Annotated in this window: 13 protein-coding genes; all 13 read right to left on the reverse strand. The window is 35.1% G+C overall.

Going from position 1 to position 13,297, the window contains the following annotated elements; genetic code table 11:
* Nucleotides 1–75 precede the first annotated feature (75 nt).
* Nucleotides 76–381 carry a flagellar hook-basal body complex protein FliE gene (gene fliE / locus GMD78_RS16335; RefSeq protein ID WP_155670206.1) on the reverse strand — a complete coding sequence of 102 codons (306 nt, stop codon included), beginning with the start codon at nt 379–381 and terminating at the stop codon, nt 76–78.
* A gap of 18 nt (nt 382–399) precedes the next feature.
* Nucleotides 400–855 (reverse strand): flagellar basal body rod protein FlgC, encoded by a 456-nt coding sequence (gene flgC, locus GMD78_RS16340; RefSeq protein WP_155670208.1) that lies wholly within the window; start codon nt 853–855, stop codon nt 400–402.
* A 2-nt stretch (nt 856–857) separates the two neighbouring features.
* Nucleotides 858–1,253 (reverse strand): flagellar basal body rod protein FlgB, encoded by a 396-nt coding sequence (gene flgB, locus GMD78_RS16345; protein WP_155670210.1) that lies wholly within the window; start codon nt 1,251–1,253, stop codon nt 858–860.
* A gap of 436 nt (nt 1,254–1,689) precedes the next feature.
* Nucleotides 1,690–2,469 carry a GTP-sensing pleiotropic transcriptional regulator CodY gene (codY, locus tag GMD78_RS16350; RefSeq protein ID WP_155670213.1) on the reverse strand — a complete coding sequence of 260 codons (780 nt, stop codon included), beginning with the start codon at nt 2,467–2,469 and terminating at the stop codon, nt 1,690–1,692.
* 40 nt (nt 2,470–2,509) lie between these two features.
* Nucleotides 2,510–3,904 carry an ATP-dependent protease ATPase subunit HslU gene (hslU, locus tag GMD78_RS16355; RefSeq protein WP_155670215.1) on the reverse strand — a complete coding sequence of 465 codons (1,395 nt, stop codon included), beginning with the start codon at nt 3,902–3,904 and terminating at the stop codon, nt 2,510–2,512.
* Between the two features lie 18 nt (nt 3,905–3,922).
* Complete coding sequence (hslV, locus tag GMD78_RS16360) at nt 3,923–4,468, reverse strand: ATP-dependent protease subunit HslV (RefSeq protein WP_281349717.1); 546 nt, start codon at nt 4,466–4,468, stop codon at nt 3,923–3,925.
* Nucleotides 4,469–4,492: 24 nt separating this feature from the next.
* The gene (gene xerC, locus GMD78_RS16365) at nt 4,493–5,368 is read right to left on the reverse strand and encodes a tyrosine recombinase XerC (RefSeq protein ID WP_155670298.1); all 876 of its coding nucleotides are present in this window, start codon (nt 5,366–5,368) and stop codon (nt 4,493–4,495) included.
* Between the two features lie 414 nt (nt 5,369–5,782).
* On the reverse strand, nt 5,783–7,858 hold the full coding sequence (topA, locus tag GMD78_RS16370; protein ID WP_155670217.1) for a type I DNA topoisomerase: 2,076 nt from the start codon (nt 7,856–7,858) through the stop codon (nt 5,783–5,785).
* A 229-nt stretch (nt 7,859–8,087) separates the two neighbouring features.
* Complete coding sequence (gene dprA, locus GMD78_RS16375) at nt 8,088–8,990, reverse strand: DNA-processing protein DprA (protein ID WP_155670219.1); 903 nt, start codon at nt 8,988–8,990, stop codon at nt 8,088–8,090.
* Between the two features lie 70 nt (nt 8,991–9,060).
* Nucleotides 9,061–9,963 (reverse strand): succinate--CoA ligase subunit alpha, encoded by a 903-nt coding sequence (sucD, locus tag GMD78_RS16380; RefSeq protein ID WP_155670222.1) that lies wholly within the window; start codon nt 9,961–9,963, stop codon nt 9,061–9,063.
* A 41-nt stretch (nt 9,964–10,004) separates the two neighbouring features.
* Entirely contained in the window at nt 10,005–11,165 is a 1,161-nt protein-coding gene (sucC, locus tag GMD78_RS16385; RefSeq protein ID WP_155670224.1) for an ADP-forming succinate--CoA ligase subunit beta, read from the reverse strand.
* Nucleotides 11,166–11,259: 94 nt separating this feature from the next.
* Nucleotides 11,260–11,541, reverse strand: coding sequence for an EscU/YscU/HrcU family type III secretion system export apparatus switch protein (locus tag GMD78_RS16390; RefSeq protein WP_155670226.1), 282 nt, complete (start codon nt 11,539–11,541; stop codon nt 11,260–11,262).
* Nucleotides 11,538–13,295: a hypothetical protein gene (locus GMD78_RS16395; RefSeq protein ID WP_155670229.1), complete on the reverse strand. Its 1,758-nt coding sequence runs from the start codon at nt 13,293–13,295 to the stop codon at nt 11,538–11,540. The genes GMD78_RS16390 and GMD78_RS16395 overlap by 4 nt, the downstream gene beginning before the upstream one ends.
* Between the last annotated feature and the right edge of the window lie 2 nt (nt 13,296–13,297).

A 13,297-nucleotide genomic window follows, 5' to 3' on the forward strand; every position in this document is an offset into this window, starting at 1 on the left:
TCAAACAAATAAAAAATTATATTTTTTGTTTAAACATTTCAAAATGTTGCCGATATAAAAATAAAAGAGAAAAAATTATACTTGCATACGCATGATTTCGTTATATGCATCAATAACCTTCCGCTGTACTTGCACAGTGGTTTCTAGCGTAATACTTGCTTTTTGTGCAGTAATCATTACATCATGTAAATCATCAATTTCTCCTCGCGCAAGTGCCTCTGTCTTTTTATCAGAAATCACTTGTGCATCATTAACCTCTTCAATCGCACTTTTTAATACATTAGCAAAGTTTTTTTGTGCTTCACCAGGTTTAACAGATGGTGAAGCTAGGTTAGGTTCTATAGCTAATGGTTTTTGCAAATTATTTACCGAAAGACTCATGTTCACAAATCCCCTCTATTATTTTCCTATTTCTAATGCTTTCATTAACATACCTTTACTAGCATTCAACGCTGTAACATTCGCCTCATACGATCTAGTTGCACTCATTAAATCTACCATTTCCTTTAACGGATCAACATTTGGCAGTTGAACATACCCTGCTTCATCCGCATCTGGATGGGATGGGTTATATTCCATCTTAAACGGCTCCTCATCCTCAACTATTCCTGTAACCTTAACACCATTTCCAGCGTTGGAGGAGTTATTTGCAGCCTTCGATAGAAACGATTTAAACGTATTATCAGAAGGTGCTAAGTTTACCATTTTTCTCCGATATGGCTCATACTCCCCATTTTCATTTACCGTTGCTCTCGTAGTGGTAGCATTAGAAATATTAGAAGAGATAACATCCATGCGAAGTCTTTGCGCTGTTAATGCACTAGAACTGGAATTCATGGAATTAAAAATCGACATAATTATCTTCCTCCTCTAATTACGGTTTGCAAGCTACCAAATTTGCCATTAATGCGATCTACTAAAGCTTGATAATAGATTTGGTTTTTTGCTAACTCAGACATCTCTTTATCAACATCGACATTGTTTCCATTATGGTTATAATTCGTATTATTATTTGTCACAACTTTAAATGAAGAATGCGGATTATCACCAAACGGCATATGTTTTTCGTTTGTCTGTTTAGCTGATATATTAGAGGATAAAGCATCATTTAATACATTTTTAAAAACAACATCTTGAGTTTTGTAATTAGGCGTATCAACATTCGCTAAATTAGTAGAAATTGTTTGGTTTTTCGCAGATGCATAATCAAGTGATTTTTCTAATGATTGGATCGTACCACCAAAAATATTCATTTTCTCACCCTTCCGTTTACAAAAAGATCATCTGTAAAAGTTTTTGAAAATATTTTTACAAGAACCGACACAAACTGTTAATTCCCTACGAATATTGTAATTTATTTACCGGTTAAAGTCTATCAAATTTCGACATATTTCTTCTGCATGGGGGTAAAATAGTTATAATTTACTAGGATGAACTAACTAACATGCTTTTAGATCACTACTATTAGTAGTAGATAGTAAATACGCTCCTTATTCGATCCTATAACCTTCCATCCCAAATGATATGATTAGAACCATGACATTTACCAAGTCCATAAACCAAATGCCTTGCCTTTATGGTAAATGCCTGAGTTACACTTATGCAGATAGGAAAGTTCATGCTCTACCAAAAAAGAAGTTAGCAGAATTAATCTGCTAACTACTTTTTACTTATTTTTTATCACGTATATTATCTTGAACGTAATTTTTCTAGTTCTACCAAGAATTTATCATTAAGAACTTTAATATATGTCCCTTTCATACCAAGTGAACGAGATTCAATTACACCCGCACTTTCTAATTTTCTAAGTGCATTTACAATTACAGAACGAGTAATTCCCACACGATCCGCTATTTTACTTGCTACTAATAGTCCTTCATGACCATTTAATTCTTCAAAAATATGATCGATTGCTTCCAGCTCACTATACGATAGAGAGCTAATAGCCATTTGTACAACAGCTTTACTTCTAGCTTCCAACTCAATTTCTTCCGTTTTTTCATGCAGAATTTCCATACCAACTACTGTTGCACCATACTCTGCAAGTAAAAGGTCATCATCATTGAAGCTTTCTGTTAATCTTCCTATAATTAGAGTTCCTAATCTTTCCCCTCCTCCAATAATAGGGACAATCGTTGTTAAACCATTTTTAAATAGGTCACGGTTCTCAACTGGGAATACAGTATAAGGACTGTCAATATCTAGGTTAGCGGTTGTTTCGTGAATGTGAAATAACCCTTCTGTATACTCTTCAGGGAATTGACGTTCTTCAAGCATACCTTTCATACGCTCGTTCTCAATTTCTTGATTAATAGCGAAACCTAACAATTTCCCTCTTCTGCTTAAAATGAATACATTCCCTTTAATCACATCTGTTAATGATGCAGCCATGTCATTAAAGTTTACTGATTTTCCTGTCGCCTTTTGCAACATTGCATTAATTCTTCTTGCTCGATTTAAAAGTTCCATAATAATCCTCCATTTAAACTAAATTATTGGTTTTTGTTTTTTATAGAATAAACTGACTTAAGTCTTTGTTTTTAACAATTGAACTTAATTTTTCATCAACATAATCAGGAGTAATTTCAATTTTCTCCATATTAATATCGGGTGCTTCAAAAGATAAATCTTCTAATAGTTTTTCTAGGATCGTATGTAATCTTCTAGCTCCAATATTATCGGTATCTTGATTAACTTGATAAGCGATTTCCGCTAATCTATTAACAGCTTTGTCTGTAAATACAACATTTATACCTTCTGTTTTTAATAAAGCTTGGTATTGTTTTAATAATGCATTGGAAGGTTCATTTAAAATACGTTTAAAATCTTCCACAGACAGTTTTTCTAACTCAACTCGAATAGGAAATCTTCCTTGTAATTCTGGAATAAGATCGGAAGGTTTAGCCATGTGAAAAGCACCAGCCGCAATAAATAACATATGGTCTGTTTTAACTGGTCCATGCTTGGTAACAACAGTAGAACCTTCTACAATCGGTAAAATATCCCGCTGAACACCTTCTCTTGATACATTCGGTGAATTGTCTTGTTTGCCAGCAACCTTATCAATTTCGTCAATAAATATGATACCAGATTGCTCGGCTCGATCGATTGCCTCTTGTGCCACTTCTTCCATATCAACCATTTTTTGAGCCTCTTGCTGAGTCAATACTTCTCGTGCCTCTGACACTGGGAGCTTACGCTTCTTTTTCTTCTTCGGCATAAACTGTCCGAATGCATCCTGCATATTCATTCCCATTTGCTCCATACCTGACCCCTGTAACATATCAAACATAGATGGTGGCATTTCCTCTATTTCAACGGTCACTGTATGGTCCTCTAATTCACCTAGAGCTAATTGATGCTCAATTCGTTGACGTTTATTTCTGACTTCATCATTTTTTTCTGTCTCATGTTCATCATCATTTGCATTTCCTTGACCAGAAAAAAGCATTTCAAAAGGATTGGTCATAGTTGACTGTTTTTTAGCCTGTGGTACTAAAAGTTTAACAAGCTGTTTATTTGCTTCAACTCTTGCCTTTTCCTTTACCTGGCTCATTTTTTCTTCTTTAACCATCCGCATGGACATTTCTACTAAGTCACGAACCATCGATTCAACATCTCGCCCTACATAACCAACCTCAGTAAACTTCGTTGCCTCCACTTTTACAAACGGAGCACCGACTAGTCTAGCTAGCCTTCTTGCAATTTCCGTTTTCCCAACACCCGTCGGACCAATCATTAATATGTTTTTAGGAACGATCTCATCCTTTATCTTTTCTTCTAATTGAGTACGTCGATATCTGTTTCTAAGTGCTACAGCTACTGATTTTTTAGCGTTCTGCTGCCCAATAATATATTGGTCCAATTGGTTCACAATTTGCCTTGGAGTAAAATTAATCCCCATGATTACATGGCCTCCTCATTAGTCAAGTACTTCCAAAGTGATGTGATTGTTTGTATACACACAAATTTCGCCCGCAATTTTCATTGCAGCTTCTGCGATTTCCTTTGCAGATAATTGTTCTGAGTAGTTAACAAGTGCTCTTCCAGCACTTAATGCATAATTACCGCCAGAGCCAATGGCTAGTATTCCATCATCAGGCTCAATTACTTCACCAGTACCTGATACGAGTAGCATACTATCCTTGTTCATAACTATTAACATTGCCTCTAATTTACGTAGCACTTTATCACTACGCCATTCCTTAGCTAGTTCAACTGCAGCTCTTGTTAAATTTCCATTATAAGCTTCAAGCTTACCTTCAAATTTTTCAAATAAAGTGAAGGCATCTGCTACAGAGCCAGCAAACCCCGCTAACACCTTCCCATTATACAACCTGCGAACTTTTTTCGCTTTATGCTTCATTACCACTGCATTTCCTAGGGTTACTTGACCGTCCCCACTCATTGCACATTGACCTTTATGCATAACTGCAAAAATAGTAGTAGCATGCATCTCATGCGTCAATCTAATCACCTCATTGCCTTCTTATTATTCTCTAGCTCTCGGGTGGCTGTTCAAATAAATGTTTCGCAGATGATCCTTAGTTACGTGTGTATAAACTTGTGTTGATGACAGATTTTCATGTCCTAATAGTTCTTGAACGGTTCGCAAATCTGCACCTTCGTTTAACATATGTGTAGCGAAAGTATGCCTTAATTTGTGTGGATGCACATGTACAGTTAGTGCCGCTTTTTCTACCATTTTTTTCAATATTAAACGAATTCCTCGATCTGTTAATGGGTTGCCACGCGAATTAAGAAAAATATAATCGGAATTTGCTTTTGCTTTGTTTAAGAGCTTTTGTCTGCCATCTTGTATGTACGTTTGTAATGCCTTTTCTGCAAAGCTTCCAAATGGTATATATCTTTCTTTTCTTCCCTTTCCAGAAACAAGAATTGTCCCAATGGAAAAATCAATATTGATTAAGGTTAATTGCTGACATTCACTCACCCTTATTCCTGTTGCATAGAGCGTTTCAAGTAAAGCTTGATCTCTTTGTCCTAGTGGATCCGTTTCATCGCTAACATCAAATAACTTTTCAATCTCTTCCTTATATAAAAAACCAGGTATTGGCTTCGTTGTCTTTGGCAAACTTACATTGATAAACGGATTGGTTGTAACGATAGAATCTCTTTCCATAAACCGATAAAAACTGCGTAAGCTTGATATTTTTCTTGAAACACTTCTTCTTGATAATTGTTGATTATATAAACTGGTTAAGTACACACGGACAATTCGTTGATCAATATTGCTAAGATCATGAATACCTTCTTGCTGTAAAAATAAAAAAAACGTTTCTATATCTTCTCGATAGTATTTTATCGTATATGGTGAAGCGTTCTTTTCTATTTGTAAGTATTCCATAAAGTCCTTACTGTAATCAGAAAAACTAGCCAAGTTCCCACCTCATTGAACAGCGAATATTAGCATAACATTAATTATATACAAACGCAATGAACTTAACAAAATTGTAACAAAATTCTGAATTGGATTCAAGACTTTTGAAATGGATCAAAATATAATATTGTGTAAGTGGTATTCATAGAGGAATACTGTCAAGTAATTCATCTTACCAAGACGTAATTATATCTGTTTATAAATGAATAGTCAACAATTAGCAAAATATATTCATTATAAAATATTGTATACCCTTTAAAATATTTAGATATACATTTTTATCGAAATTTTTATTCCTAATTTAGTTTCTTCCCTATTAAGCTATAAGTAAAACACGCTAAACATAATAAAACCCGCCTGTCACCCAGACGAGTTTTAGAATTATTGTACCTTTTCTTTATAATCACAGTTTGTACATTGTATTTGAACTTCTTTTTTACTTCTCTTTTCAACCAACAGGGATTCGCACTTGGGACATGGTCTAGATATTGGTTTATCCCATGACACAAAATCACATTCTGGAAATTGATCACAGCCATAAAAAACTCTTCGTTTCTTAGACTTTCGTTCCACTACGTTTCCTTCTTTACAATTTGGGCACTTCACTCCAATTTCCTTTAAAATCGGCTTTGTATTTCTACACTCTGGAAAGTTTGAACAAGCTAAAAACTTTCCATACCTACCCATTTTATATACCATTTCATGTCCACAGTTTTCACAATCAATTCCCGCCGGTTCGTCTTTAATTTCTATTTTTTCCATTTCTTTTTCAGCTTTTTTTAACCGTATATCAAAATCCTTATAAAAATTATCAATCAGTTTAATCCATTCAACCTTACCTTCTTCAATGGCATCTAAGTCGCTTTCCATTTTCACAGTAAAATCGACATCAATGATTTCCGGAAAGAATTCTTTTAACATGTCAACCACAATAATTCCTAGCTCGGTTGGAACAAATCGCTTATGATCAATCGTTACATATCCTCTTCGTTGGATCGTATCTAACGTTGGAGCATATGTTGATGGACGACCAATGCCTTGTTCTTCCATTGTTCGAACTAGTCTAGCTTCCGTATAACGTGGTGGTGGTTGCGTGAAATGTTGGTTTGGAATAATATCTTCCGCTTGTACAGTCATACCCTCTTCAATGTCTGGAAGAATTTTATCTTCATCTTTTTTATTATCATCATTACCTTCTACATAAACCTTCATAAACCCTTTGAATTTGATTTTTGATCCAGTAGCACGAAATTCAACATGATTATTGATTAAATGTACGGTCATCGTATCAAGTACAGCTGGTGCCATTTGGCTCGCCAAAAATCTTTCCCAAATTAATTTATATAATCTCAATTGATCTCGAGACAAAATATCTTTGAGCGATTTAGGATCACGCATAACCGATGTCGGACGGATTGCTTCGTGTGCATCTTGTGCACCTTCTTTTTGCTTGTCATTTTTTCCGGCGCCTAAATACTCTTTTCCGAATTGCTCTTCTATATAACCTTTTGCCTCTTCTTTAGCGGTATTAGAAATACGAGTTGAATCTGTTCGCATATAAGTGATTAAACCGGTAATACCACCAGCTTTTTTTCCTAAATCAATTCCTTCATATAATTGTTGGGCAACCATCATTGTCTTCTTAGCTCGAAAATTTAATTTTCGAGCTGCTTCTTGTTGTAAGGAAGAAGTAGTAAAAGGCTTCGCTGGATTCCGCTTACGTTCTCGCTTATTTACCTTTTCCGCAGTAAATTTCTTATCCTCTAATTTCTTTAAGATAGAATTTACTTCTTCCTCTGATTTCAACTCCTGTTTCTTTCCCTCGATCCCATAGAAAGAACCTTGAAATGCTTCCTTATCTTTTTGGAAATTAGCTTCAATCGTCCAATATTCTTCAGGTTTAAAGTTTTCTATTTCTTTTTCACGATCTATGATCATTTTAAGAGCAACAGATTGTACCCGACCAGCACTTAAGCCTTTTTTCACTTTTTTCCATAATAATGGACTAATGTTATAACCAACTAGACGGTCAAGAACTCTTCTAGCCTGTTGTGCATCTACCAGATCTAAATCGATGGTACGAGGATTTTTAAAGGAATCCTTAATCGCATCTTTTGTTATTTCATTAAACACAACCCGGCATTTAGAATCTTCGTCAACCTTCAAGGCATGAGCTAAATGCCAAGCAATTGCTTCCCCTTCACGATCCGGGTCGGCTGCTAAATATACTTTCTTGGCTTTTTTTGCTTCTTTCCTTAACTCTTTAAGTACATCGCCTTTACCACGAATCGTGATATACTTCAACTTGTAGCCCTCGTCTACATCAACACCCATTTGACTTTTAGGTAAATCTATAACATGTCCCATGGATGCTTTTACTTTATATTTTTTTCCTAAATATCGTTCAATTGTTTTTGCCTTTGCAGGTGATTCAACAATCACTAAATAATCTGCCATATATTCTCCTCCAACCTGAGGTTGCATTTGTTGATGTTTACTTCCTCAAATTCTTCCTACTATCTTCTAATTATTGTAATAATAACTTTATGTAGATTTATACACTTTCATGTATCATAAATACTTCTTGTATTCTAATATAGAAATCTTCACTAATATTAAATATTTACAAAGCTTTTGTCAAACATACTGTTGCAAATTTTTTCCTGTTCTTCTTTATTTCGGTTACTTATGTTTTAATTTTCTTCCAGTTTTCACCAATATTTTCCCAATCTTCTATTATATCCTGTGAAGTTGCAACTAGTTTAGCACCATCACGAATCATTTGGTGACAGCCTCTTGTTTGTGGGATTAATGGTGAACCAGGAACTGCATATACCTCTTTCCCTTGATCAAGTGCTTGATCGACTGTAATTAATGTACCACTTTTTTCAGTTGCTTCAATTACAAGTGTTCCAAAACTTAACCCACTAATTACTCGGTTTCTTTCAGGAAAATAATAAGGCTTGGGTGAAGTATCTGGAGGATATTCGGATAAGACTAAACCTTTTTGAGTTATTTGTTGGAATAGTCCGACATTTTCTTTTGGGTATATGTGTTGAAATCCCCCACCTAATACTGCGATTGTTTCCCCATGATAGTTAAGTGTTAATCGATGGGCAAAACTGTCTATTCCTCTTGCCATCCCACTTATTACGATCCAATCATCCTTTATAAGAGGAGCTACAATATATTCTATTTTAGCCATTGCCTCCTTGGATGGTTTTCTAGTCCCTATGACACTTAATGAAGGTGTTTTATCTAAAATAGAGACATTACCTAACGCATATAACACGATCGGTGCATCTTTAATTGTTTTTAACATAAAAGGGTAGTTTTCGTCAACTAATGAAATAATAGAATAATGGTTTTGATCAAGTAATAATTGATTAAAAATTCTATCATTGTGGAGATCTTGATAAAAAATAGTAGCGTTTTTCTGAGGAATATTTAGAAGTTTACTAAACTGAGTTGGAGAATAATAATAGATGCTTTTTAACGTGGGGTCAACCTGGAGCAATCTTCGAATTGAACGACGAGTTATACCTCGACACCTGTGAATATGTATAAGCCTTGTACGTAAGTCTTTCAATACTATCACTTCCTTCATTAAATTTTTGGAACCTAAAGGTCAAAACCTTTAGGTTCCATGCATGTAACAATTAATGTGTTTTACATTTTTCAACTAAACCATTTTCTTCTAACACTTTAATCATTGTTTCACCCATAACTGCTGGTGTTTCAGCAACTTGGATTCCACATTCATTCATCACACGGATTTTTTCATCAGCAGTACCTTTACCACCGGAGATGATTGCTCCTGCATGACCCATACGTTTTCCTGGAGGTGCAGTTGCTCCGCCAATGAAACCTACAACAGGTTTTTTCATATTAGCTTTCACCCATTCTGCAGCCTCTTCTTCAGCAGTACCACCGATCTCACCAATCATGATAACAGCTTCTGTTTCAGGGTCTTCATTAAATGCTTTCAGTACGTCAATGAAATCTGTGCCATTAACTGGGTCTCCACCAATACCTACAGCAGTAGACTGACCAAAGCCAGCTTCAGATAATTGATGCACAGCTTCATATGTTAATGTTCCAGAACGTGAAACAACACCGATATGTCCTTTTTTATGAATATATCCTGGCATAATTCCAATTTTACATTCTTCTGGAGTAATAACTCCTGGACAGTTTGGACCTACTAAGCGAGTCTTCTTGCCTTCCATATATCGTTTTACTTTTACCATGTCCATAACTGGAATATGTTCCGTAATACAGATAACAAGATCTAATTCAGCATCTACTGCTTCCAATATAGCATCAGCAGCAAATGGTGCAGGAACATAAATAACAGATGCGTTTGCACCAGTTGCGTCAACTGCATCTTGTACAGTATTAAATACTGGAACACCTTCTACTTCTGTTCCACCTTTTTTAGGTGTTACACCACCAACGATTTTTGTACCATATTCAAGCATTTGTTTCGTATGGAATTTAGCTGTACCACCAGTAATTCCTTGAACAATTACTTTTGTATCTTTATTAATAAATACACTCATTTTCGTCCGTCCTTTCAATGCAATCTATTTCCGTTTTTTACTTATTTTACTAGAGAAACAATTTTTTCTGCACCATCAGCCATAGAACCTGCTGAAGTAATATTTAGGCCTGATTCATCAAGAATCTTCTTACCTAAATCGACATTTGTTCCTTCTAAACGTACAACAAGCGGAATATCTAGACCTACTTGTTTGGTTGCTTCTACAACACCTTCAGCGATGACATCACATTTCATGATTCCACCGAAAATGTTAACAAATATCCCTTTTACATTGGAATCGGACAAAATGATTTTAAATGCTTCTGTTACTTTTTCTGCTGTTGCACCGCCCCCAACATCAAGGAAGTTCGCTGGGTCGCCACCATAATGCTTAATAATGTCCATCGTAGACATCGCAAGCCCCGCACCATTAACCATACAACCAATATTTCCATCTAGTGAAATATAGCTAAGGTCATATTTTGATGCTTCAATTTCTTTTTCATCTTCTTCATCTAAATCACGTAATTCAAGTACATCTTTATGACGGTATAAAGCGTTATCATCAAAGTTTAATTTAGCATCTAAAGCTAGCACTTCACCATCACCTGTAGTTACAAGTGGATTAATTTCTGCAATAGAGCAATCCTTTTCTACAAAAGCTTGGTAAAGACCAGTCATAAATTTAACAGCTTTCCCGATTAACTCATCAGGGATATTTATATTAAATGCTAGTCTACGAGCTTGATATCCAGATAATCCTACAACTGGATCTATAACTTCTTTAAAGATTTTTTCAGGGGTTTTTTCTGCCACTTCTTCAATTTCAGTACCGCCTTCTTCAGATGCCATCATTACAACACGTGAAGTTGCTCGATCTAAAACTAATCCGACATAATATTCCTTCTGAATGTCGCAACCTTCTTCAATAAGTAAGCGTTTAACTTCTTTCCCCTCAGGTCCCGTTTGATGTGTAATAAGGGTTTTACCTAGAATCTCATCTGCATATGTACGAACTTCATCTAGATTTTTTGCAACTTTTACCCCACCTGCTTTACCACGGCCACCTGCATGGATCTGTGCTTTAACTACGGATACTGTTGAACCCAATTTTTTTGCGGCTTCTACAGCTTCATCCACAGTATATGCTACATTTCCATTCGGAACCTTTACACCATAGTTACGCAAAATTTCTTTGCCTTGATATTCATGAATGTTCATGCTTTGTCCTCCCATCAAAATTCACTGCATATCCATTGTATTAAAAAAACCAAAATATCACAAGAATTGTAGTGCAAATATTGTCGTAAAATTGTTAGTTTTTTTCTTTTTGATTTACATGTTGATCTGTTCGATAGATAAATGCAAATACTTCAGCAACTGCTTGATACAGTTCATCTGGAATTTTTTCATTAATATTTAACTCTGCTAATAATTCTACCAAAGACGCATCTTCGATAATCGGTACGTCATTGGCTTTTGCTTTTTCAATAATATTTTCAGCAATTAAACCTTTTCCATTGGCCGTTACCTTAGGAGCATCATTTCTGTCCTGATCATATTGAAGTGCTGCTGCTTTTTGTCTTTTTTCGATCATATTCGAAAATCAACTCCTTGATAAGATGATAACTGTGATTGGGTATTAGCTAGTCTTTTTGGTTCATCTTTCATATGCTGAAATGATTTAAATGTAATGGTTGAAAGCTTATATTCTAATTCCTCTAGCCCCTTTTTCAAGAGTGGCTTTAATGCGTTAGCTTGCTTACTTATGTCTTCATGATCATTTACTACAGTAATTGATACCGTACGATTTTGTATGTTCATATCAATTACTGTATCTTTTAGGTTTGCTAGCTCTAAATAAAATAAAATTCGACAATAGTCAGGATTAATTTCCCCTGACTCCGTTTTCTTTCCTTCGAATTCTAGTTGCATATCATTTCCTAGTCCTAGCTTCTCAGCTGGAATTAATAGATTTGCTTGTAAAAAGTTGTTTGATTCATGAACCGATTGTAACTGCATACCATTAATAAAGTGCAATAATTTGTTAGAAGCTTCTTGTGATCCAACATCTGGCTGCTGGACTAATTGGATTAACATCGACTTGATCGTATTAAGCTGCTTTTCAGATATTTCATTACTTATGCTGTGTTCATAGTTCAAACCTGTAGTTGACAACATCTGGTTTAACTGTGATAAAAACTGCTGCTTTGGATTATTTTCCAAAGTAAGTAATTGTTCTAATTTTAAAAATGTCTGTTCACTCGACAAAAGTTGCAATTGTGACAGAATTTGACTAATTGATTGTACATTATTTTGAAATGCAACATTCTGTTCTTTTGATAACATGGGTAATAGTTTTTGTATTATTTCATTGCTCAATTGGTGAAAAAGATTGTTTGGTAATGGTGCGTTTTTTGCTAGGGCTTGTTCGATCGTACTTCCCCATTTATGTAACATTTCACTCGCAATCATTTTAAACATCGTTCGGTTTTCGACTATCATTTCGAATCGTTTCATGACACTCGATTCATTTAGTTGAAACGGCAAATTTTCAGGTTGAAATGAATGGGAGGTATTCTGTTTCATAAAATCTTCCCAGTTATTTGTCCATTGAAGTAAATTCACATTTCGATCCATCACTCCAACTGCTTGTAATAAATTTAACAGAGATGGGTTGTTCATGGATGATTCTGTTATTACTTGATTGATAAAAGGAGTTCTTCCATTTATAGGTTGGTCTACTATTTGGCTAAGACGATTCATTAAATGTTGTTGAAGCTCTGTTTTATTTGTGCTATTCATTAATTGTTGTAGTAGTGCATTTACTCCATCAGTGAAACTAGTCGCCTGCCTTGTGAGTAAGGCTTGAAATATAGAATCCGTCATCGGTAATTTATTCCTAATCATTTCTTTTACAATTTGCTGCATTTCAACTTTATCGCCCGTTTTACTTAAAAGCTGTAATGCACCTCCTAGTTGTTCTTGATCAAATGGAATCTTCTCACTAAGAAGCATCTGTACAAAGGTAATGTTCATTTTTGTGGCTTTTAATCCTAATTGTTCCAATAGATTCATTGTATTTAAACGATCCTTGCTTTGTAATTGATGCCCTATTACTTGTAAATGCAGAAGTGAATTCGATGCTTTTACTTGAAAATGATAGTTAGCACCGATCGTCAAAGATGCCTCTAACTGCGCAATAAGCTGTTGGGAGCCAAGTTGAATTTGTGCCTTATTATTTGGGAAAAGCTTCAGTATTTTTCCTTGAACAACCTGGCCAGTTCGTAAGGTTTGTACTGACTCTATTATTCCCGGTTGTTTATTTCCAATGATTTGTTGAATACCCAATT

The organism is Ornithinibacillus caprae (assembly GCF_009728145.1).
GTDB classification, from domain to species: Bacteria; Bacillota; Bacilli; order Bacillales; family Amphibacillaceae; genus Ornithinibacillus; species Ornithinibacillus caprae.